The sequence below is a fragment of the Streptomyces sp. VNUA24 genome (assembly GCF_029167005.1).
Lineage (GTDB): Bacteria > Actinomycetota > Actinomycetes > Streptomycetales > Streptomycetaceae > Streptomyces > Streptomyces scabiei.
On sequence record NZ_CP119143.1, the window covers coordinates 9831035 to 9851244 of the forward strand.

Genomic DNA, 20210 nt, shown 5'->3' on the forward strand with positions numbered 1-20210 from the left:
CCGGCCCTCAGCCCGCCGCGTAGTTGCGCAGGAACAGCGCCTCCGTCACGGCCATCCGCTCCAGCTCCTGCGGGGACACGCTCTCGTCGACCGCGTGGATTCGGGCCTCGGGCTCGCTGAGGCCGATGAGCAGGATCTCGGCCTCGGGGTAGAGGGCGGCGAGGGTGTTGCACAGGGGGATCGAGCCGCCGTGCCCCGCGTACTGCATCTTCTGGCCCGGATACGCGACGGCCATGGCCGAGGCCATCGCCTCGTACGCGGGGCTGGCGGTGTCGGCGCGGAACGCCTCGCCCTGGCCGATCGGTTCGCATTCCACGCGGGCGCCCCACGGGGTGTGCGCCACCAGGTGCGCTTCCAGCAGCTTGACGGCCTGCCGCACGTCGACGCCCGGCGGGACGCGCAGACCGATCAGGGCGCGGGCGCTCGCCTGGATCGACGGGGTCGCGCCGACCACCGGCGGTACGTCGATGCCGAGCACGGTGGCGGACGGGCGCGCCCAGACGCGGTCGGCGATCGTGCCGTCGCCGACGAGTCCTACGCCGTCGAGCACCCGGGCGTCCTCGCGGAACCGCTCCTCGGGGTACTGCAGTCCGTCCCACGTCCCCTCGCCCGTGAGGCCGTCGACGGTCGTGGTGCCGTCCTCGGCGCGCAGCGAGTCGAGGACACGGATCAGCGCGGCCAGCGCGTCGGGTGCCGCGCCGCCGAACTGGCCCGAGTGCAGGTTGCCTTCGAGGGTGTCGATCCGGACGCGCATGGCGATCATGCCGCGCAGGGAGGTGGTCACCGTCGGCAGTCCGACGCGGAAGTTGCCCGCGTCGCCGATGACGACGGTGTCGGCGGCGAGGAGTTCGGGGTGGGCCTCGGCGTACCGCTGGAGTCCGCCCGTGCCCATCTCCTCCGAGCCCTCGGCGATCACCTTGACGTGGACCGGCACCCCGCCGTTCGCCTTCAGCGCCCGCAGTGCGAGCAGGTGCATGATCACACCGCCCTTGCAGTCGGCGGAGCCCCGCCCGTACCAGCGGCCGTCGCGCTCGGTCAGCTCGAACGGCGGCGACCCCCAGGCCGCCTCGTCCAGCGGCGGCTGCACGTCGTAGTGGGCGTAGAGCAGCACGGTCTTCGCGCCCTCGGGTCCCGGCAGGAACCCGTACACGGACTGGGTGCCGTCGGGGGTGTCGAGCAGCGCGACGTCCTGGAACCCCTCGGCGCGCAGCGCGTCGGCGACCCAGTTCGCGGCGCCCTCGCTCTCGCTGCGGGGGTATTGGTCGAAGTCCGCCACCGACTTGAAGGCCACCAGTTCGGCGAGCTCCTCCTTCGCCCGGGGAATCAGCGAGGCGACGGTCTCGGCGACCTGGTTCGACGGCATGGGCACGCTCCTCGTGGGTGCGACGTTGTCCTGGTGGGCATGTGGCTGCGTACGCGCTTGCCCGGAGTGTCGGTGTAGGGCGCACGCGCTGCCGATCCTCCCACAGCGGTCCTCGGCGTCACCCGCCGTAGGATGCGTGGGACAGGTGCGGCAGGCGGCTGGATCGGGAGCAGTAGACCATCGTGAGCAGCGAGAACTCTTCGGCGGACGACGTGCAGCGGGTGTGGGACGTCGTCGTGGTGGGCGCGGGCCCCGCAGGGGCTTCGGCCGCCTACGCGGCGGCGGTCGCGGGACGCAGCGTCCTGTTGCTGGAGAAGGCGGAGCTGCCGCGGTACAAGACGTGCGGCGGCGGCATCATCGGCCCTTCGCGCGACGCGCTGCCGCCCGGCTTCGACCTGCCCCTCAAGGACCGGGTGCACGCGGTCACCTTCTCCCTCGACGGACGGTACGCCCGCACCCGCAAGTCCAAGCAGATGCTGTTCGGCCTGATCAACCGGCCCGAGTTCGACCAGCAACTCGTCGAGCACGCCCAGAAGGCGGGCGCCGAGCTGCGGACGGGCGTCACGGTCACCCGGGTCGAGCAGCACGGCTCGGCGGTGCCGGACCGGCGGACGGTCGCGGTGGTGCTCCAGGGCGGGGAGACGCTGTTCGCGCGGGCCGTCGTCGGGGCGGACGGCAGCGCCAGCCGGATAGGGGCGCATGTGGGGGTCAAGCTCGAACAGGTCGACCTCGGCCTGGAGGCGGAGATCCCCGTGCCGGAGACGGTCGCCGAGGACTGGAAGGGGCGCGTCCTCATCGACTGGGGCCCCATGCCCGGCAGTTACGGGTGGGTGTTCCCCAAGGGCGACACCCTGACCGTCGGCGTGATCTCCGCGCGCGGTGAAGGCGCCGCCACCAAGCGGTACCTGGAGGACTTCATCGGGCGCCTCGGCCTCGCCGGCTTCGAACCGAGCGTGTCCTCGGGGCACTTGACGCGCTGCCGTGCGGACGACTCGCCGCTCTCGCGCGGCCGGGTGCTGGTCTGCGGGGACGCGGCCGGGCTGCTGGAGCCGTGGACGCGGGAGGGCATCTCCTTCGCGCTGCGGTCGGGCCGGCTCGCGGGGGAGTGGGCGGTGCGGATCGCCGAGGCGCACGACGCGGTCGACACCCGCCGCCAGGCCCTCAACTACGCGTTCGCCGTGAAGGCGGGCCTCGGTGTCGAGATGAGCGTCGGCAAGCGGCTGCTGGCCGCCTTCGAGCGGCGGCCGGGTCTCTTCCACGCGGCACTGACCGGGTTCCGGCCCGCCTGGCGGGCCTTCGTCGACATCACCCGCGGGTCGACCTCCCTGGGCGAGATCGTCCGCAACCGCCCGATCGCCCAGCGCGCGCTGACGGCGTTCGACAAGTAGGGCCGTGGGGGCCGGTGTTCGGCCCTCCGCGCCCGCCCGCCGGCACCCCGCCCGGTCACCGCTGCACGGTGATCCGGAAGACGGGGTGCTTCGGCGCGGCGGCGAGCAGCTCCTCGTCGGTGGAGTCGGCGCTGACGTCGCCGAAGAACCGGCCCACCTCCCAGCCCCACTTCTTGAGGTAGGTGCGCAGGACGACGGGCTTCTCCTCGTCGGTCAGCTCGACCGCCGTGAACTCCTGCACGCGGCGGCCCACCTGGAGCCGCCCGCCGCCGGCCGCCCGCATGTTGCGCACCCACTCGGAGTGACCGCGCGCCGAGACCAGGTAGGGGCCGCCCTCGTACGGCAACGGGTTGACCGGCAGTCGGCGCCACTCGCCGCTCTTGCGGCCGCGCACGGAGAGCTCGGCCGTGCCGAGGAGGCTGACGCCGCGGCGGGCGAGCCAGCCGACGAAGCCGTTGAGTGCGCGGTCGAAGGGGTTGGTCCTGATGTAGTGGCTCGACGACGACATGGGGTCCTCCCGTGGTGGTGGGGTGGCGGCGGGGCCGAGGCCAGCGGCCGCGGGCTGAGGGCCGTGGGCTGGGACTGGGAGCCGTGGGCTGGGACTGGGGGTGGGGCGGGAACTGGGATGGGGCGGGCGCTTTGGAGAGCACTGCTCTCGCTTGAGAGCAGTGTGCACGAGATCGGTGCTCCAAAGCAAGAGCACTGATCTCGATTTGTTTTGGCGCTCCGAGTTGTGAGCGGCGTTCTCATGCGAGAGCGGCGGTCTCGGACCAGAGCGGTGCTCCGAAACGGGTGCAGTGCTCCGACCATGTGGCACACTGCCTCATATGAGCACTGCACAGGGAGCCCGTGCCCGCGCCCGGATCGAGGTCACCGCCGCGATCAAGGACGAGGCGCGCAGACAGCTCGCCGCCGAGGGCGCCGCCAAGCTGTCGCTGCGAGCCGTGGCGCGCGAACTCGGCATGGTCTCCTCCGCCCTCTACCGCTACTTCCCCAGCCGCGACGAACTGCTCACCGCCCTGATCATCGACGCCTTCGACTCCGTGGGCGAGGCCGCCGAGGCCGCACACGCCCGTGCCGCCGGGGAGAGCCCGGCCGGGCAGTGGGTCGCGGTGTGCGAGGGGGTGCGGGAGTGGGCGCTGGCACGGCCCCACGAGTACGCGTTGATCTTCGGTTCGCCCGTGCCCGGCTACCAGGCCCCCGACGCGACTCTTCCAGCCGCCTCCCGGGTCGGACAGCTGCTGATCCGGATCGTGCGGGACGCCTACCAGGCCAAGGGTGTGGCTCAGTGGAAGCTGCCCCCCGAGCTGCGTCCCGAGGCGCGGCGGATCGCCGAGGAGTACGCCCCCGACCTGCCGCCGGAGGTCATCGCGGTGCTAGTCGGGGCGTGGGCGCAGCTGTTCGGCCTGATCAGCTTCGAGGTGTTCGGGCAGTTCAACCGGGTGGTCGAGGACCGGGAGGTGTTCTTCCGTCACGCGGCAGGCCAACTCGCCCACCACGTCGGCCTGGTGTTCCCCCAGGGGTGAGGGCTGCGGTCGCCCGGTGTGTCCCTCACGATGGTGGAGCGGGGCGCCCGTGACGGCGCCCGACTCGTCGTCCGTCCTCCACTCGTCGTCCGTCCTCCACTCGTCGTCCGTCCTCCACTCGTCGTCCGTGCTCCACTCGTCGTCCGTGCTCCACTCGTCGTCCTGGCCTAGGAGTCGGGGCTGGTGCGGCCGGGCCGGTCGGGCCGAGGGGTGCGGTGTCCGCCGGGAGGTCCGGCGGCCTGCCGACGCAGGCGCGTGGCGCGCCGGAAGCGTGTCAGGACGATCGAGACGACCACGATGAACACCACGACGGTGACGGCCAGGGCGAGGGGGCCGGTCAGACCCTCCTGGTCGCGCAGTGAGCCGAAGACGTTCGGCAGGAACGCCGTGACGCCGAAATAGGCCGCGCCCGCCAGGACCGCCCCCGCGAAGAGCGCGAAGAGCATCTCCATGGTCATCGCGTCCCGTTCGGCCTGCGTTCGTCTCCCCATGGCCCGAGTGTGGGGGCGGCGGGCGCGGCGGACAAGGCGGCGTACGCGTCCGCCGCCCCCGGATCCGCGCGCCGCGCCCGCCCCGGCCCCGGGAGGGCACGTCCACGCACGGACGAGCCGTCAGAGATGCCGGGAACAGCAGGGACTTCAGGAGGTCGTCCGGATCCGGTCGTCGCGGTGGGCTCCCGCCCCCGGTTCCTCGTGTGCCAGCCACTCGGCGACGCTGTGCGCGATCGGCTGGCCGGTGTCCATCTCCACGAACCCGAACTGGCCGGACTGGTTGCACTCCAGGAACCACCAGATGCCGTCCGCGTCCTCCGCGAAGTCGAAGGCCCCGTAGGAGAGTTCGGCATCGCGGAGATAGGTGCGGACGGCCGTGGCGGTGCGCTCCGGTACCTCGGCCGGCCGCCAGGGCGCGGTGGAGGGGGCGAAGCGGACGTCCACCTCGTCGGGGTGTGCGTCCGGGGCCACGGCCTTGCGGGCGGCCAGCATGCGGTCGCCGACGACGGTGAGCCGGATGTCGGCGGTCTTGGCGATGCGCCGCTGCAGCAGTGTCGGGCCGAACGCGACGGCGGTGAAGTCGGTGCCGGGCGCGACGCGGCTGGTGGGGACGGTGCCGACGGGCTCCCGCGGATGGGTGCCGGAGACCGGCTTCACCACCAGGTCCGGGAAGCGCTCGGCGAAGTCCCGGGCGGCCTGCGGGAACGTGGTGATCAGTGTGGCCGGTACGGGGAGTCCGCAGCGCTGGGCATGCCGGAGCTGCCACGGCTTGTGCCTCGCTCGGCGGGCCGCGTCCGGGTCGTTCATCCAGCGGGCGCCCGTGCCGCGCAGCATGCCGTACAGGGCCTGCGAGGACTCCTCGGTGAGCCACGGGGACGGCTCGGCGACCCCGGTGGCCGGGACGCCGGGCCTGCGCAGCCAGATGGACCGCAGCCCGTCCATGCTCACCAGGCGCCCGCCGGCGGACAGATGGCCGTGGAACGAGCCGTGGACGTACTCGCCGGAGAGCGCCACCGTGCCGGGCAGGTCGGCGGGGTCGAGCCGGACCACCGGTACGCCGGTCCCGTTGAGCCGGGCCACCACCAGGTCCGCGGTCACGTCCTGTTCAGAGGTGAGGATCAACACCGTCATCGTCGCGAATCCGCGTTCAGTCGTCGAAATGGGTCTTCGATCCCGCCGTGGAGGTGGTCGCCCCCAATTCCCGCATAAGACCCTGGTCGTGTGCCGCTATCCGCCCGTCGGCGAGCACGTTCAACTGCAGCCCGGAGTCGTAGGTGTACGGAGCGCTGAACTCCAACTGCTCAGCGGCGCGAGCGTAGTTGAGCACGAACAGTCGCATCGTTTCTCCTTGTTCGGGACCATCCGGAAAAGCGGATGGTGACGCTCCGGCCGCTCTCTGTTCGGCCGGGTCGCAGTGCCTCCAGGGAGTTATACGAATCGAACGACTGAATGGTTGCCTCATGTTCTCGGAGGGCTGACTTCATGCACCGCGAGGCGTCACCGGGCAACGGTGAGTGGTCATTTCGCGGTCGGGTGGCGGGCTTTCGTGGTCGAGTGGCGGGTGGTGAACGCGATGGCGGAGGCGAACCCGGCCAGTACCGCGACGCTCGTGAGCGCGACGGGGAGGGAGCGCCATTCGGCCATGAATCCGATCGCGGGCGGGCCGAGGAGCATGCCGAGGTAGCCGAGCGTGGAGGCCGTGGCGACCCCGCCGGGGCCGGCCAGCGCGCCGGCGCGCTCGATGGCGACGGGGAAGATGTTGGCGAGGCCCAGGCCGGTGACGGCGAAGCCGAGCAGGGCCGCCCACGAGGAGGGTGCGAGGGAGCCGAGCAGCATGCCGACCGTCGCGGTCGCGCCACCGGCCACGAGCACCGTGGTCCTGCCCAGGCGTTCGAGCAGGGGCGTCCCGGTGAGTCGGCCGATCGTCATGGCCAGCGCGAAACACGAGTAACCGAGCGCCGCGACGCCCGGTGAGGCACCCAGGTCCGCCTCCAGGTGCAGGGCACCCCAGTCCGCCAGTGCCCCCTCGCCGTACGCCGTGCACCCGGCGATCAGGCCGAGGACGACGACCGGGCCGCGCGTACGGCCGCCGTGATGGTCCGCGCCGGGCGCGTCGTGCCGTCCGGACTCCCGGGCGCCCTCCTCCAAGGGGCGGGCCCGTGGCGCCGGAGGCTCGTGGCGCAGCAGGGTGGGCGCGGCCAGGGCGGTGACCAGCAGGCCCGCCAGGGCGATGCCGACCAGGTGACGGGTGGGGGACAAGGAGCCCGCGACCAGGCTGCCGAGACCTGCCCCGACCATGCCGCCGAGGCTGAACGCCGCGTGGAAACCGGGCATGACGGGGCGCCCCAGCGCGGCCACCAGATCCACGGCCGCGCTGTTGAAGGCGACGTTGATGCCGCCGAAGGCCGCGCCGAACACCAGCAGTACCGCGCCCAGGGCGGGTGCCGAGTGGGTGAGCGGGGGCAGGGCCACGCTCAGGGACAGCAGAACGGCACAGACGACCGTCACCGGGTGGCTGCCGAAGCGGCGGCAGAGCCGGCCGGTCAGCATCATCGTGATCACGGCTCCGGCGGACACGCCGAGCAGCGCGAGCCCCAGCGCGCCGGGCGACGCGCCGGTCTGCTCCTTGATCGCGGGGATCCTGACCACCCAGCCGGCGAAGACGAAGCCGTCAAGGGCGAAGAAGGCGGTGATCGCGATGCGGAGGGCGCGGAGGTTGCCGGCTCGCGCGAGGCCGCTGTCCTGGCCCGGCACGGCACCGTGCGTTCGGATTTTGTTTATTCGCGGCACAAAATGAGGCTAGGCGGGAGCCGGGGCCGGGGCAAGGTCCGGCGGGTGGCGCTGCCGTGCGTGGGGGCGGCTGGGAGACCGGTACGGGGGTGCTGGGGAGGGCGGTGTAGGGGCCCCGGGGGGATCGTCGTCGGTGACCGGCCCGGTCGGCGGCGAGCCGTGAAGCGGGGCGCGCACCCGCGAAGGGCGTCGTGACCGGCCCCGTCGCCGTGAGTATCCCACCCCCGGCCGCTCACCGACGGTGACCTCCCCGTTCGCCGGCAGTACGGAATTCGCGGGTCCGGACGAGAGCAATGCGCGGCGCCGGGCGCTGGGCGGGCGAAAGAGGGCCGACGGCAAAGGGGTCGCGTCCCGTGCGGGGCCGCGGCGGTGGATCGAACCCGGAATTCGACGTCCTTTCCACTGCACGGGGCCGCACCCTGCCGAATCGCTTTCCTCGGGGTCTCGACGGGCCTTTCGCTAACCCGTCGCCGGTAACCGGAAGGCAACTGACCGTATTCAGCTGGGCGGTTGATTCTCCCTCGGCTCAGAACGCCGCCAGTCGCCAGGAGTTGCCTCTCCAAAGACAGGGGTAATGGGGGTGGCGGCCCGGCGGTCGCCACGGTTCGGCAGCCCGGACCCGACGGGACGCGAGGCCGGGCGCGCAGGGCGCGTGCGTGACGTCCTCCGGCGCGGGCGGTGGGTCGGCGTCGAGCCGCGTGAGCGCCGCCCGCCGAGGAGGCGGCACCGGCGACCGGGCGCCCCGAGGTGTGTTGCCGACGGGCCCCGTCGGCCGCCGGGGCCCCGCCGGGGCGAATTCCAGGGGTCGTTGCAACACCGCGGTGAGTTGATCAAGCCGCGAGCAGTTTAGACAGACGCTCGGCTGGGGTTTCCCAGCCGAGCGTTTTGCGTGGGCGGCTGTTGAGTTCGGCGGCGACGGCGTCCAGGTCCTCGCGGGTGTGGACGGACAGGTCGGTGCCCTTGGGGAAGTACTGCCTCAGCAGGCCGTTGGTGTTCTCGTTGGAGCCGCGTTGCCAGGGGCTGGCCGGGTCGCAGAAGTAGACCGGGACGTCGGTGGTGACGGTGAAGTTGTGGTGGTAGGCCATCTCCGTGCCCTGGTCCCAGGTCAGAGATCGTTTCAGGTGGGGTGGGAGGGTCTGGACGGTGTCGACCAGCGCGGTGCGGACGGCGGCGGCGCTGTGGCCGTGGGGAAGGTGGAGGAGCATCAGGTAGCGGGTGCTGCGTTCGACCAGGGTGGCGATGGCGGAGCGGGTGTTGGCGCCGATGATGAGGTCGCCTTCCCAGTGGCCGGGAACGGCGCGGTCGGCGGCTTCGGCGGGCCGTTCGCTGATCATGACCATCGGGTGCGGGAACCGCTGCCTGCGGCTCGCAGCCTGACGGCGGGGCCGTCGCATGGCGCGTCCGGTCCGCAGGGCTCGTGTCAGTTCCCGCTTCAGCTCACCGCGGCTCTGGACGTAGAGGGCCTGGTAGATCGTCTCGTGGACCACGTGCATCTCCGGCCGGTCGGGAAAGCGCCTGCGCAGAGCGTGGCAGATCTGCTCCGGACTCCACCGTTTGGTGAGGTGGTCCTGGATGAAGTCCCGCAGCTCGGGGTTCTGCCCGATCTTGCCGGGCTTGGGACGGGGGCGTCGCCGTTCGGCGCGACGGTGGGCGTGGAATGGCTGGTAGGCCCAGCCGCCCCTGGGCATGGGCCGCCGGTTGCGGCGTATCTCCCGGCTGATGGTGGAGGGGCTGCGGCCCAGCTCGGCCGCGATCGTGCGGATGGACGCCTTCTCCCGCAGCCGGTCGGCGAGGTGGATGCGCTCGGCCTCGCCCAGGTACCGGGACGGGCCAGCCGCTTCGGGCTCTGCCGCCGATCGGGCAGGCACCTCATGGGGCTCCCACGGAATCCCGGTGTCGGCGATGGGCGCGTACGCCCTCTTCTTCCCGGATGCCTGCCGGCCGTAACGCCATCGTGTGCCGGTGCGGCGGTTGATGCCGACGATCCGGCAGGCTTCCGTGTTGCTTATCCCAAGATCCACAAGCCGAAGGTATTCCTCCCGCTCCCGGACCAGAGGCTTGGCGCCGTAGTTGCCCCGTTCCTCACGAACCTCGAAGTCCATCGCACCCCTTGAACTGGGGTGTTGCGACGACCACTAGAACCCGGGCGGCCGCCGGGGCCCCGCCTCGTCGGTGCCGTCGGCGAGGTGTGTGGTCGGCAGGGTCAGGTCCGGCGCGGGGAGCGCGTGGCGAGTCGCTCGCACGACTTGACTGCATACCCCCCAGGGGTATGGTGGGCCGTGGTGACAGAACCCGCACACCGAAGGAGACGGCCATGAACACCGGACTCAGGATCACCGCGTTCGCCGCCGCGTTGGCCGCCACGTTCGGCACCGCCTACGGCGTGGGCAAGGGCATCGAACCCGTCGTCTCCGGCGCCGCGGAGAACGAGCCCGCGCGCCACGACAGCCATGTCGAGGAGTCACCGGATCCCGGGCACGGCGACGGCGGCCACGAGACCACCCCGCCCGGCGGACTCCAGCTCTCCGAAGGCGGCTACACCCTCGACCTGCGGACCCCGGGTGTCACCGCCGGCCACCGCTCCGACCTGCGCTTCGTCATCCGGGACGAGGACGGCCGTGCCGTCACCGCGTACCAGCGCGAGCACGACAAGGAACTCCACCTCATCGTCGCCTCGCGCGATCTGGTCACCTACCGCCATCTGCACCCCGCCCGCGCGGCCGACGGCACCTGGAGCACCCCCGTCGAGCTGCCCGAGGCCGGCGGCTACCGGGTGTTCGCCGACTTCACGCCGGCCGGGAAGGGTGCCGAGAACCTCACCCTCGGCGCCGACCTCGCGGCCTCGGGCACGTACGAGCCGCGCAAGCTCCCGGCACCGAACGCCACCGCGGAGGCCGACGGTTACGAGGTCGAGCTGGACGGCGGCCTGCGCCCGGGCGCCGCGAGCGAACTCACCCTCAAGGTCACCCGCGACGGCCGGCCCGTCACCGACCTCCAGCCCTACCTCGGCGCGTACGGCCATCTGGTCGCCCTGCGCTCGGGCGACCTCGCCTACCTGCACGTCCACCCGAACGGCGAGCCCGGCGACGGACGGACCCGGCCCGGTCCCCGCATCTCCTTCACCGCCACCGCCCCCAGTGCCGGCACCTACCGCCTCTTCCTCGACTTCAAGCACGAGGGCGAGGTCCACACGGTGGCCTTCACGGTCGGTGCCGGCGGAGCCGCGGCACCGACGCAGCCCGAGAAGCCCACGGCCGACCACGCGCACTGACGGCCTCACCGCGCCCCGGTCTCATCGATGCTGACGGCCCCGACGCGCCCCGGTCTCATCGGGCGACGACCACCCGCACGCCCGCCTCCTCGAAGCGCCGAACCGTCTCCGGTGCCGCCGCCGCGTCCGTGACCAGCGTGTTCACCGAGTCGGTCCCGCAGATCCGGGCGAAGGCCCGCCGCCCCAGCTTGCTGGAGTCGGCCGCCACGACCACCCGCTCGGCCCGCTCGCACAGCAGCCGGTTGACCGCTGCCTCCGCCTCGTCGTGAGCGGCGGCGCCATGGACCACGTCCAGGGCGACCACGCCGAGGACGGCCACGTCCAGGGTGATCCGGTCGAGCACCCCGTCGGCGAGCGGGCCGACTAGCTCGTAGGACTGGGCGCGGGCCACCCCGCCCGTCACCACGATCTTGAACTGGGGCCGCACGGCCAGCTCGCTCGCGATGTTGAGCGCGTTGGTCACCACGGTCAGCGCGGGAGTCCCGGACGTCAGATCCCCTCGTACCGCCAGGGCCCGCGCGACCTCGGTCGTGGTCGTGCCGCCGGTCAGGCCCACCGCCTCGCCGGGGGCCACGAGGTCCGCCACCGCCGCCGCGATCCGCTGCTTCTCGGTGGCCCGACGCGCCGTCTTGTAGCGGAGCGGCAACTCGTACGAGACGCCGTGCACGACCGCTCCGCCCCGGGTGCGGACGAGCATCTGCTGCTCCGCGAGCCGGTCGAGGTCGCGCCGGATCGTCGCGGCGGACACCCCCAGCGCGGCGGCCGCCTCCTCGACGTCCAGCCGCCCCCGCTCGGCGAGCAGTTCCAGCAGCGTCCGCCAGCGTGTGTCGCGGGACATGGGGTCTCCTCCTGCTGGTCCGTTTGCGCATGATGCTTGAAGATGCTCGAAAAAAGACTCTATCGTGCAGGAACAAGCATGAATCCGATGTCTCCTGGGGAGGGTGACCGCATGACCCACGTCGAGGACGAGCTGAACAGCCAGCCCGCGTGCTGGGCCCGCGTCGCCGCCGAGGCGGTGGAGCACGCCGGAGTCCTGTCCGCGCCGGGGGAGCGGGTGGCGCTCGTCGGCTGCGGCACGTCGTACTTCATGGCCCAGGCCGCCGCGGCACTGCGTGAAGGGGCCGGACACGGGGAGACGGACGCCTACGCGGCCTCGGAGTTCCCCCGGCTGCGGACCTACGACCGGGTCGTCGCCCTCACCCGCTCCGGTACCACCACCGAGGTGCTGGACCTCCTGGGCGCGCTGCGGGGCCGTACCCGTACGACGGCGATCACCGCCGACCCGGCCACCCCTGTGACGGCCGCCGCGGACGACGTCGTCGTCCTGGGCTTCGCCGACGAGAAGTCCGTCGTCCAGACCCGTTTCGCCACCACCGCGCTCACCCTGCTGCGCGCCCACTTCGGTCTGCACACCGAGGACGCCGTCGCCGACGCCCGCACCGCGCTCCGGGCGCCGCTGCCCGAAGGGCTCGTCGGCGGCACCCAGTTCACCTTCCTGGGCCGGGGCTGGACCGTGGGCCTCGCCCACGAGGCCGCGCTGAAGATGCGCGAGGCCGCACTGGCGTGGAGCGAGGCGTACCCGGCGATGGAGTACCGGCACGGCCCGATCAGCGTCACCACCCGGTCCACCGCGACCTGGATGTTCGGCGAGGCACCGCACGGGCTCGCCGACGAGGTACGGGCGACCGGCGCGACCTGGGTGCCCGGCGGACTCGATCCGCTCGCCGAACTCGTCCGCGCCCAGCGGCTCGCCGTCGCCGTGGCCGCCGCCCGCGGCCTCGACCCCGACCGGCCGCGCCATCTCACGCGCTCGGTGATCCTCACCCCGAACGACCGCTGAAGAGCTGAAGAGCTGAAAACAGGAGGAGCCGTGCCCCTCACGACGACCGCAGCACTGATCACCGGGGCCGCCGCCGCGCACGCCGCGGTGGCGTCGTTCAACGTCATCACCCTGGAGCACGTCGAAGCGGTCCTCGCGGGCGCCGAGAACGCCGCCGCACCCGTCGTCCTCCAGGTGAGCGAGAACGCGGTCGGGTTCCACGACGGCGACCCGCTCCCGCTGGCCCGCGCCGCGTCCGCCGCCGCCGAGCGGGCGGCCGTGCCCGTCGCGCTCCACCTCGACCACGTGCGCAGCGACGACCTGCTGAGCCGGGCCGCGGACGCCGGCTTCAGCTCCGTGATGTACGACGCCTCGCATCTGCCGTACCTGGACAACCTGGCCGCGACCCACGCCGCCGTGCGCTGGGCACACGCCCAAGGGCTGTGGATCGAGGCGGAGTTGGGTCAGGTGGGCGGCAAGAACGGCGAGCGGCCGCTCGACGCGCACGCGCCGGGGGCCCGGACCGACCCCGAGGAGGCGCGGGCCTTCGTGGCCGACTCGGGCGTGGACGCGCTCGCCGTCGCCATCGGCAGCGCGCACGCGATGACCACCCGCACCGCGGCCCTCGACCACGCCCTGCTGCGGCGGCTGGCCGGCGCCCTGGACGTCCCCCTCGTCCTGCACGGTTCCTCCGGCGTCCCGGACGACGAGCTGCGCAGGGCCGTCGCGGGAGGCATCGCCAAGGTCAACATCGGCACCGCGCTCAACATCGCCCTGACCGGCGCCATCCGGGAGTTCCTCGACGCCGGCCCCGACGTGGTGGACCCGCGCCGGTACCTCGCGGCGGGCCGGTCGGCGATGGCCGACACGGTGACCCGCCTCATCGGCGTCCTGCGCGCGGAACTGCCGGCTCCCACCGTTCCCTCCGCCTAGGATGCGCGGCCGCAGGGGCGGAATGTGACGCCCGTCACTGGTATTTTCCGGTCATGCGGGAGACGGAGATCCACCTCGGTGAGCCACCGGTCGTCGCCCTCACCGGGGTCGGCGTGCACGGCGTCGCGAGCCCCACGGACGTGTTCCGGCTGCCGGAGCTGTGGCAGCTGCACCTCTACCGGTACGAGGGCGAACTGACCGTCGACGGCACCGTCCACCACATCCGCCCCGGCCGGGTCAGCCTCGTGCCGCCCGGCACCACGGTCCGCTACCGCTACCGGGGCCGCTCCGAACACCTCTTCGCCCATCTGCGGATCACCCCGGCCGGCCCGCCCCGCACGGTACCGGTCGTCCAGGACGCCGGACCCGAACTCCCCACGCTCACCGGGCTGTTGCTGCGGGCCGTGGCGGCCGCCCCGAGCGAGCCCGACCGCACCCGGGCCGAGATCTGGACCGCCCTGTGGCGCGTCGCCACGCTGGCGCCGCCCGCCGCCGCGGGCCCCGGCCCGCACCCGGCGGTGACCGCCGCCATCGCCCACATCGAGGCCCGGCTGGCGGCGCCGCTCACCGTCCCGGAGGTGGCCCGGGCGGCCGGCGTCTCCCACAACCACCTGACCCGGCTGTTCCACGCCGAGACCGGTGGCACGGTCGTCGCCTACATCCGCCGCCGGAGACTCGAACGCGCCCACCATCTGCTGCGCGCCACGACCCTCTCCATCCCCGCCGTGGCCGCCTCCGTGGGCATCCCCGACCTCCAGGCATTCAACAAGGCCTGCCGCCGGGAGCTGGGCGCCTCACCCCGTGCGCTGCGGGGCGCCCCGCAGCGCACGGAACCGATCAGCCCGCCCTGACCGCCCTCAACACCACGAACTTGGGGTCGCTCGCGACGACTTCACTGTTGCCGAAGATCCGCCGCAACGTCACGTGATGGCCCAGATGACGATTGCCGACCACCCAGAGCTCCCCGCCCGGCCGCAACGCCCGCCGCGCCCCGGTGAACATCCGCCGGGCCGTGGCGTCGGTCGTGGCCTGATGGGAGTGGAACGGCGGGTTGTTGAGGACCAGATCGACACTCCCCGGCGGGAAGTCCTCCAGCCCGTCGCCGACCAGGAACTCGGCCCCGGCGTCGGCGCCGGGCAGGTTCGCCTCGTACGTCGCCCGCGCCGAGGCCACCGCCTGGTACGACTCGTCGACGAACACCACCTCCGCCTCCGGACCGGCCAGCGCGACGGCCGTGCCCACCACGCCGTTGCCGCAGCCCAGGTCGACGACCCGGCCGCCGGCCGGGGCCTTCGGCAGCTGCCGCAGGAAGAACCGGGTGCCGATGTCGAGACGGTCCGCGCAGAACACCCCCGCGTGGTTGACGACCGTCCGCCCGGCCAACACGCCGATGTCGTCCGGCAGTCGATAGGTGTACGGCCACGGATCGTCACCCCGGGCCGCCAGCACGTCCGCGTCCGGCGTGCAGAGGACGAGCCGCGCCTTCTGCCGGGCCAGTGAGGTCCGGGTCGGGCCCAGGATCCGCTCGAAGAGCCGGAGCGTGGAGGTGTGGATCTCCTTGACCATGCCGGTGCCGATCACGACCGTGCCCTCGTGCACGGCGGGCGCGAGGCGGTGCAGCTGGTCCTCCAGGAGCGCGAGGCTCTTGGGGATCCGGACGAGCAGCACGTCGACGCGGTCCGGGGGCGTGTCCCGGGTGGTGAGCAGGCGTACGGCGTCCGGCTCGACGCCGCCGCGCTCCAGGTTCGCCCGCGTCGCCTCCCGGCTCAGGAACGAGTCGGTGATCTGCGTCGGCCCGTACCCGGCCAGCGCGGTCGTCAGCGCACCCCAGCGGTCCCCGACGATCACCACCGTCCCGTCCAGCCGCGTCCCGCTCTCCGCGAGATGGCGCAGCAGATACGCGTCGGACGCGTCCCAGGCGCGCAACAGGTCACGGGGGTCCTCGGGGAAGCGCGTCAGGGTGTACTCGCCCCAGGGCGCGGTCATACGGTCGCTCATCGTGCGCCCAGGCTAACCGAGCCGCGGCTCGGGACTCCTCCCCGAGCGGCCGTGCGGGACGATGGCACGATGAACGCCGAGCTGTTCCCCCGCGACCGCACGGAGATCGTGCCCGGCGCGGTCCACGTCCCGGACCGGCTGGACGCCGGACAGCAGCGGCGCCTCCTGGACGCCTGCCGCGCATGGGCCCGGCCGCCCGCCGGGCTCCGCACGGTCCGCACCCCGGGCGGCGGCACCATGACCGCCCGGCAGGTCTGCCTCGGCCGGCACTGGGGCATCGTACCGGCATGCCCCGCCTGCGGCCGCGCCGTACGCGACAACCCCGCCTGCCCCGGCCGCCACACCTACCCGTACGCCTACTCCCGCACGGTCGTCGACGGCGACGGCGCGCCCGTGAAGCCCTTCCCGGCCTGGCTCGGCGAACTGGGCCGGCGCGCGGTGGCGGACACCCTCGGCCCGGGGTGGGCGACGGACCCGTACGACATCGCACTGATCAACTACTACGACGCCGACGCCCGCATGGGCATGCACCGCGACAGCGACGAGCCGTCGGACGCGCCGGTGGTGTCGCTGAGCCTCGGCGACACCTGCCTCTTCCGCTTCGGCAACCCGCGGACCCGGACCCGGCCCTACACGGACGTGGAGCTGCGCAGCGGGGACCTCTTCGTGTTCGGCGGGGAGGCGCGGCGGGCGTACCACGGGGTGCCCCGGGTGTACGCGGGAACCGCGCCGCCCGGACTGGGCCTCACCGGCCGGCTCAGCATCACCCTGCGGGCCGGTGGCTTCGACGACGCCTGAGGCGCGGCGCCGGGCGGGAGGCCGACGCCGAGCGGATCATGGGAGACTCCCCCTCATGGACGGGAAGGCGGCCCCCAAGGCGGCGGGCGAAGGGACACCGACGACACGTACGCGGCTGGACCGGGGGAGGGGCGCGCTCGGTCCGGCACTGGAGCTGGTGCACACCGGGCGGGCGCCCACCCGGGCCGTGCTCACCGCCGAACTGGGGGTCACCCGGGCCACGGCGGGCGCCGTCGCCGCCGAACTGGAGGCGCTCGGTCTGATCCGCGTCGACGCGCACCCGGGCGCGGCCGCCGGTTCGCAGGGCAGACCCTCGCACCGCCTGGAGGTCGCCGAGGAGGGGCCCGTCGCCCTCGCCGCCCAGATCCACGCCGACGGCTGGCGGGTCGCCCTGGTCGGCCTGGGCGGACGGATCGTCACCACCGCACCCGCCTGCGAGATCGTCGACGCCGATCCGGCGAAGGTGCTCGGCTCGGTCGTCGACGCGGGCGCCGCGCTGCTGCGCGAGACGGGCCGGCGGTGCGTGGGCGCGGGCCTCGCCGTGCCGTCCGCGGTCGCCGAACCGGCGGGACTGGCGCTGAACCCGCTGCACCTGGCCTGGCCGGCGGGGGCGCCCGTCCGGGAGATCTTCGCCGAACGGGTCCGCGCGGCCGGCATCGAGGGGCCCGCCTTCGCGGCGAACGACGTCAACCTCGCCGCCCTCGCCGAACACCGGCACGGCGCCGGACGGGGCTCCCGGGAACTGCTGTGCGTGGCGACCGGGCACCGGGGCGTCGGCGGTGCGCTCGTCCTCGACGGCCGTCTGCACACGGGCAGTTCGGGCCTCGCCCTCGAAGTCGGACACCTCACCGTCAACCCCGAGGGCCGCCCCTGCCACTGCGGCAGCCGCGGCTGCCTCGACGTCGAGGCCGACCCGCGGGCCCTGCTCACGGCCGTCGGCCGCGACCCAGGCCCCGACGGCTCCCTGCTGCAGCAGGCCAACGACCTGATCCGCACCCAGTACGACGACCCGGGTGTGCGCACGGCCACCGAGGCCATCATCGACCGCCTCGGCCTGGGCATCGCCGGCCTGGTCAACATCCTCAACCCCGACCGCATCATCCTCGGCGGCATGCACCGCGCCCTGCTCGACGCCGACCCCGACCGGCTGCGTGCCGTCGTCGCCGACCGCAGCCTGTGGGGACGGCAGAGCGGGGTGCCGCCGATCCTCGCGTGCACCCTGGACCACAACAGCCTGGTCGGCGCGGCCGAGTTGGCGTGGCAGCCGGTGCTCGACGATCCGCTGGGCGCGTTGGTCTGACGCCGCTCAGCGGGTGCCCGTACCCCGCAGCATGATCGAACGGGAGACGACGAACGTCACCGGGACGGCAGCCCCCGACGCGAGCAGGGGAGCGAAGCGGTTGCCCGCGTGCAGGACGTCGACGATCACGTAGACACCCGTCGTCGTCAGCAGGAAGTTGGTGGCGTTCGTCAGCGGGAAGAGCAGGAACTTCCGCAGGGTCGGGCGGGTGCGGTAGGTGAACCTCGCGTTCAGGAAGAACGAGCCCGTCATGCTCAGGGCGAAGGCGAGAACATGCGCGCCCAGGTAGGGCATCCAGTGGAGGAACAGCAGGTAAAGGCCGTAGTAGACCGCCGTGTTGACCACCCCGACCAGGGCGAAGCTGACGATCTGGCCCGGGATGCGGCGGTCCGGGGTCGCGTGCGCCCGGGACCCTTGCCGGGCCTGGACCTCGGGCGGTTCCCCGGGCCCGGGGAACGGCCGTGTCGGTGTCGCCGTGCGCATCGGCGTATGAGGTCCCTGGTCGTGCCGCACGCCGTGTGTTCCTCCGTCTGCTCCCCATCGGTCGCCCTCACCCGGTACCCCGGCGAGGGCGGTGACGGACACGACGATGGTGACACAACCCGGCGTCGCCACGCCGCCGACGGGTACGGCGCCCACGCTCCACGCCCCGCGCCGCGTCAGTGGACGGTGAAACCCCCGTCGACGGGGAGGGCCGTTCCGACGACGAAGCTCGCGCCGGGGCTGCACAGCCACAGGACGGCGGCCGCGACCTCGTCCGCCCGCCCCAGCCGGCCGATGGGCTGCTCCTTCATGATCGCCGCCATGGCCTCGGCCTGGTTCTCGACCATGTCGGCGACCATCGGGGTGTCGATGACGCCGGGGCACACGGCGTTGATGCGGACGCCCCGGGGCGCGTACTCGACCGCGGCGCTGCGGGTCAGGCCGATGACGCCGTGCTTGGAGGCGTGGTAGGCGGCGCGCTCGGGCAGGCCGACGAGCCCGCCCAGGGACGAGCAGTTGACGACGGCGCCGCTGCCCTGCTCGCGCATCTGCCGCAGTTCGTGCTTCATCGCCGCCCAGACGCCGCGCAGGTTGACGGCGTTGACCCGGTCGAAGTTCTCGGCCGTCTCGTCGGCTGCGTCGGAAGGGTCCACCTGGATGCCGGCGTTGTTGAACGCCATGTCCAGCCGGCCGTACTCCGTCACCGCGCGCCGCACCGCCGCTTCCGCCTGCTGTTCGTCGGTGACGTCGCAGACGACGCCGATCGCCCGCCCACCGCGGCCGGTGATCTCCTCGGCCGCCTTGTGGACGGCGTCGGGATCACGGTCGGCCAGCACCACGGCGGCGCCGGAGTCGGCGAAGGCGCGGGCGGCGGCCAGGCCCATGCCGGAGGCGGCGCCGGTGACGAAGGCCACCTGCCCGGAGAAGTCGTACGTGGGGTTCATGGTGTTCTCCCGTCGATTCCGATGAGTGGGGGGTGGGGCCGGGTCAGGGCTTCAGCAGGGTCTTGACGGCGCGGCGTTCGTCCATCGCCCGGTACCCCTCGGCGGCCTGGTCGAGCGGGAGGGTCAGGTCGAAGACCTTGCCCGGGTCGATCTCGCGGTCCCAGATGAGCCGGATCAGCTCGGGCAGGAAGCGGCGCACCGGGGCGGGCCCGCCGTGCAGGTGCACCCCGGCGAAGAAGAGTTCCTCGCCGGGCAGCTCCACCCCGTGGGCCACGCCGACGTAGCCCACGTGTCCGCCGGGACGGGTGGAGCGGATGGCCTGCATCATCGATTCCTGGGTGCCGACGGCCTCGATCACGCTGTGCGCGCCGTATCCGCCGGTCAGCTCCTTGATCCTGGCCACCCCTTCGTCGCCGCGCTCCTCGACGACGTCGGTCGCGCCGAACTCGCGGGCGAGCTTCTGCCGCGAGGCGTGCCGTGACATCGCGATGATCCGCTCCGCGCCCAGCCGCTTGGCGGCCAGGACCGCGAGCAGGCCGACGGCCCCGTCGCCGACCACGACCACGGTCTTGCCCGGCCCGGCCTCGGCGGCCACCGCCCCGAACCAGCCCGTCCCCAGCACGTCGGAGGCGGCCAGCAGCGACGGGATCAGGTCCTCGTCGGGCATCCCGGGGGTGGCGACGAGCGTGCCGTCGGCCAACGGCACCCGCAGGTACTCCGCCTGGGCCCCGCCGGCGCCGACGAACTCGACGTGCGCGCACCGTGACTGGTACCCGGCCTCACAGATCTCGCAGGTGTTGTCCGAGGCCATGAACGACCCGACGACGAAGTCGCCGATCTTGATGTTCTCGACCTCGTCGCCGATCTCGGTGACGACGCCGACGTACTCGTGCCCGATCGGGGTCGGCCGCGTCACGGGCTCGATCCCGCGGTACGGCCACAGGTCCGAGCCGCACACACAGGCGGCCGACACGCGGATGACCGCGTCCGTCGGCGCGACGATCGTGGGGTTCTCGCGCTCTTCCACCCGGACATCGCCCGGGGCATGTATGACAGCTCCACGCACTTGCGGCATTCCTTTGCAGAGATTCTCAGGGGTGCTCACC

20 protein-coding genes are annotated in these 20210 nt (G+C 73.0%); 8 read left to right on the plus strand and 12 right to left on the minus strand.

Features of this window, described 5'->3' with window-relative positions; genetic code table 11:
- Window positions 1-7: 7 nt before the first annotated feature.
- Complete coding sequence (locus tag PYR72_RS42325; protein WP_275460210.1) at window positions 8-1363, minus strand: dipeptidase; 1356 nt, start codon at window positions 1361-1363, stop codon at window positions 8-10.
- Window positions 1364-1545: 182 nt separating this feature from the next.
- Here PYR72_RS42325 and PYR72_RS42330 point away from each other — a divergent pair, with 182 nt between their 5' ends.
- Complete coding sequence (locus PYR72_RS42330) at window positions 1546-2751, plus strand: geranylgeranyl reductase family protein (protein WP_275460211.1); 1206 nt, start codon at window positions 1546-1548, stop codon at window positions 2749-2751.
- 55 nt (window positions 2752-2806) lie between these two features.
- Here PYR72_RS42330 and PYR72_RS42335 read toward each other — a convergent pair whose 3' ends face one another.
- Window positions 2807-3259 carry a nitroreductase family deazaflavin-dependent oxidoreductase gene (locus PYR72_RS42335; protein WP_275460212.1) on the minus strand — a complete coding sequence of 151 codons (453 nt, stop codon included), beginning with the start codon at window positions 3257-3259 and terminating at the stop codon, window positions 2807-2809.
- A gap of 319 nt (window positions 3260-3578) precedes the next feature.
- Here PYR72_RS42335 and PYR72_RS42340 point away from each other — a divergent pair, with 319 nt between their 5' ends.
- Window positions 3579-4277 (plus strand): TetR/AcrR family transcriptional regulator, encoded by a 699-nt coding sequence (locus PYR72_RS42340; protein WP_275460213.1) that lies wholly within the window; start codon window positions 3579-3581, stop codon window positions 4275-4277.
- Between the two features lie 167 nt (window positions 4278-4444).
- Here PYR72_RS42340 and PYR72_RS42345 read toward each other — a convergent pair whose 3' ends face one another.
- The 5 genes from PYR72_RS42345 to PYR72_RS42365 all read right to left on the minus strand — a co-directional run bounded on the left by PYR72_RS42345 (window position 4445) and on the right by PYR72_RS42365 (window position 9660).
- Window positions 4445-4768, minus strand: coding sequence for a DUF6332 family protein (locus tag PYR72_RS42345; RefSeq protein WP_275460214.1), 324 nt, complete (start codon window positions 4766-4768; stop codon window positions 4445-4447).
- A gap of 147 nt (window positions 4769-4915) precedes the next feature.
- Window positions 4916-5899 (minus strand): ATP-grasp ribosomal peptide maturase, encoded by a 984-nt coding sequence (gene tgmB, locus PYR72_RS42350; RefSeq protein ID WP_275460215.1) that lies wholly within the window; start codon window positions 5897-5899, stop codon window positions 4916-4918.
- A gap of 16 nt (window positions 5900-5915) precedes the next feature.
- Window positions 5916-6107: a putative ATP-grasp-modified RiPP gene (gene tgmA, locus PYR72_RS42355; protein WP_013005676.1), complete on the minus strand. Its 192-nt coding sequence runs from the start codon at window positions 6105-6107 to the stop codon at window positions 5916-5918.
- A gap of 179 nt (window positions 6108-6286) precedes the next feature.
- Entirely contained in the window at window positions 6287-7522 is a 1236-nt protein-coding gene (locus tag PYR72_RS42360; protein WP_275460216.1) for an MFS transporter, read from the minus strand.
- Window positions 7523-8388: 866 nt separating this feature from the next.
- On the minus strand, window positions 8389-9660 hold the full coding sequence (locus PYR72_RS42365) for an IS30 family transposase (RefSeq protein WP_275456303.1): 1272 nt from the start codon (window positions 9658-9660) through the stop codon (window positions 8389-8391).
- 212 nt (window positions 9661-9872) lie between these two features.
- Between PYR72_RS42365 and PYR72_RS42370 the strand changes: the two genes are divergently transcribed.
- On the plus strand, window positions 9873-10829 hold the full coding sequence (locus tag PYR72_RS42370) for a hypothetical protein (protein WP_275460217.1): 957 nt from the start codon (window positions 9873-9875) through the stop codon (window positions 10827-10829).
- Window positions 10830-10884: 55 nt separating this feature from the next.
- Here the strand turns inward: PYR72_RS42370 and PYR72_RS42375 are convergent, their stop codons facing one another.
- Window positions 10885-11667, minus strand: a complete 783-nt coding sequence (locus PYR72_RS42375) for a DeoR/GlpR family DNA-binding transcription regulator (RefSeq protein WP_275460218.1) — start codon at window positions 11665-11667, stop codon at window positions 10885-10887.
- A gap of 111 nt (window positions 11668-11778) precedes the next feature.
- Here PYR72_RS42375 and PYR72_RS42380 point away from each other — a divergent pair, with 111 nt between their 5' ends.
- From PYR72_RS42380 to PYR72_RS42390, 3 genes are read left to right on the plus strand one after another with little or no spacing between them, the layout of a single operon-like run.
- Window positions 11779-12669 (plus strand): SIS domain-containing protein, encoded by an 891-nt coding sequence (locus tag PYR72_RS42380; protein ID WP_275460219.1) that lies wholly within the window; start codon window positions 11779-11781, stop codon window positions 12667-12669.
- A gap of 30 nt (window positions 12670-12699) precedes the next feature.
- Complete coding sequence (locus PYR72_RS42385) at window positions 12700-13581, plus strand: class II fructose-bisphosphate aldolase (protein WP_275460220.1); 882 nt, start codon at window positions 12700-12702, stop codon at window positions 13579-13581.
- A gap of 53 nt (window positions 13582-13634) precedes the next feature.
- A complete protein-coding gene (locus tag PYR72_RS42390; protein WP_275460221.1) occupies window positions 13635-14432 on the plus strand; it encodes a helix-turn-helix transcriptional regulator in 798 nt (265 codons plus the stop codon).
- Here the strand turns inward: PYR72_RS42390 and PYR72_RS42395 are convergent.
- Window positions 14419-15579 carry a methyltransferase gene (locus tag PYR72_RS42395; RefSeq protein WP_275460222.1) on the minus strand — a complete coding sequence of 387 codons (1161 nt, stop codon included), beginning with the start codon at window positions 15577-15579 and terminating at the stop codon, window positions 14419-14421. The genes PYR72_RS42390 and PYR72_RS42395 overlap by 14 nt on opposite strands.
- Before the next feature lie 69 nt (window positions 15580-15648).
- Here PYR72_RS42395 and PYR72_RS42400 point away from each other — a divergent pair, with 69 nt between their 5' ends.
- Together PYR72_RS42400 and PYR72_RS42405 are read left to right on the plus strand one after the other, a co-directional pair.
- Window positions 15649-16377 (plus strand): alpha-ketoglutarate-dependent dioxygenase AlkB, encoded by a 729-nt coding sequence (locus PYR72_RS42400; protein ID WP_275460223.1) that lies wholly within the window; start codon window positions 15649-15651, stop codon window positions 16375-16377.
- 55 nt (window positions 16378-16432) lie between these two features.
- Window positions 16433-17677, plus strand: a complete 1245-nt coding sequence (locus tag PYR72_RS42405; RefSeq protein WP_275460224.1) for an ROK family protein — start codon at window positions 16433-16435, stop codon at window positions 17675-17677.
- A 6-nt stretch (window positions 17678-17683) separates the two neighbouring features.
- On the opposite strand, the gene PYR72_RS42410 is transcribed toward PYR72_RS42405, so the two are convergent.
- The 3 genes from PYR72_RS42410 to PYR72_RS42420 form a co-directional block, all read right to left on the minus strand.
- Window positions 17684-18058 (minus strand): GtrA family protein, encoded by a 375-nt coding sequence (locus tag PYR72_RS42410; protein WP_275460667.1) that lies wholly within the window; start codon window positions 18056-18058, stop codon window positions 17684-17686.
- 278 nt (window positions 18059-18336) lie between these two features.
- Window positions 18337-19104: a glucose 1-dehydrogenase gene (locus PYR72_RS42415; protein ID WP_275460225.1), complete on the minus strand. Its 768-nt coding sequence runs from the start codon at window positions 19102-19104 to the stop codon at window positions 18337-18339.
- 43 nt (window positions 19105-19147) lie between these two features.
- Window positions 19148-20170 (minus strand): zinc-dependent alcohol dehydrogenase family protein, encoded by a 1023-nt coding sequence (locus PYR72_RS42420; protein WP_275460668.1) that lies wholly within the window; start codon window positions 20168-20170, stop codon window positions 19148-19150.
- Window positions 20171-20210: the final 40 nt, after the last annotated feature.

Coding starts and splice junctions, on each gene's coding strand:
- PYR72_RS42375 (WP_275460218.1), bottom strand. CDS start 11,667: ATGTCCCGCGACACACGCTGGCGGACGCTGCTGGAACTGCTCGCCGAG.
- PYR72_RS42345 (WP_275460214.1), bottom strand. CDS start 4,768: ATGGGGAGACGAACGCAGGCCGAACGGGACGCGATGACCATGGAGATG.
- PYR72_RS42365 (WP_275456303.1), bottom strand. CDS start 9,660: ATGGACTTCGAGGTTCGTGAGGAACGGGGCAACTACGGCGCCAAGCCT.
- PYR72_RS42335 (WP_275460212.1), bottom strand. CDS start 3,259: ATGTCGTCGTCGAGCCACTACATCAGGACCAACCCCTTCGACCGCGCA.
- PYR72_RS42380 (WP_275460219.1), top strand. CDS start 11,779: ATGACCCACGTCGAGGACGAGCTGAACAGCCAGCCCGCGTGCTGGGCC.
- PYR72_RS42400 (WP_275460223.1), top strand. CDS start 15,649: ATGAACGCCGAGCTGTTCCCCCGCGACCGCACGGAGATCGTGCCCGGC.
- PYR72_RS42405 (WP_275460224.1), top strand. CDS start 16,433: ATGGACGGGAAGGCGGCCCCCAAGGCGGCGGGCGAAGGGACACCGACG.
- tgmB (WP_275460215.1), bottom strand. CDS start 5,899: ATGACGGTGTTGATCCTCACCTCTGAACAGGACGTGACCGCGGACCTG.
- PYR72_RS42340 (WP_275460213.1), top strand. CDS start 3,579: ATGAGCACTGCACAGGGAGCCCGTGCCCGCGCCCGGATCGAGGTCACC.
- PYR72_RS42415 (WP_275460225.1), bottom strand. CDS start 19,104: ATGAACCCCACGTACGACTTCTCCGGGCAGGTGGCCTTCGTCACCGGC.
- tgmA (WP_013005676.1), bottom strand. CDS start 6,107: ATGCGACTGTTCGTGCTCAACTACGCTCGCGCCGCTGAGCAGTTGGAG.
- PYR72_RS42390 (WP_275460221.1), top strand. CDS start 13,635: ATGCGGGAGACGGAGATCCACCTCGGTGAGCCACCGGTCGTCGCCCTC.
- PYR72_RS42325 (WP_275460210.1), bottom strand. CDS start 1,363: ATGCCGTCGAACCAGGTCGCCGAGACCGTCGCCTCGCTGATTCCCCGG.
- PYR72_RS42395 (WP_275460222.1), bottom strand. CDS start 15,579: ATGAGCGACCGTATGACCGCGCCCTGGGGCGAGTACACCCTGACGCGC.
- PYR72_RS42370 (WP_275460217.1), top strand. CDS start 9,873: ATGAACACCGGACTCAGGATCACCGCGTTCGCCGCCGCGTTGGCCGCC.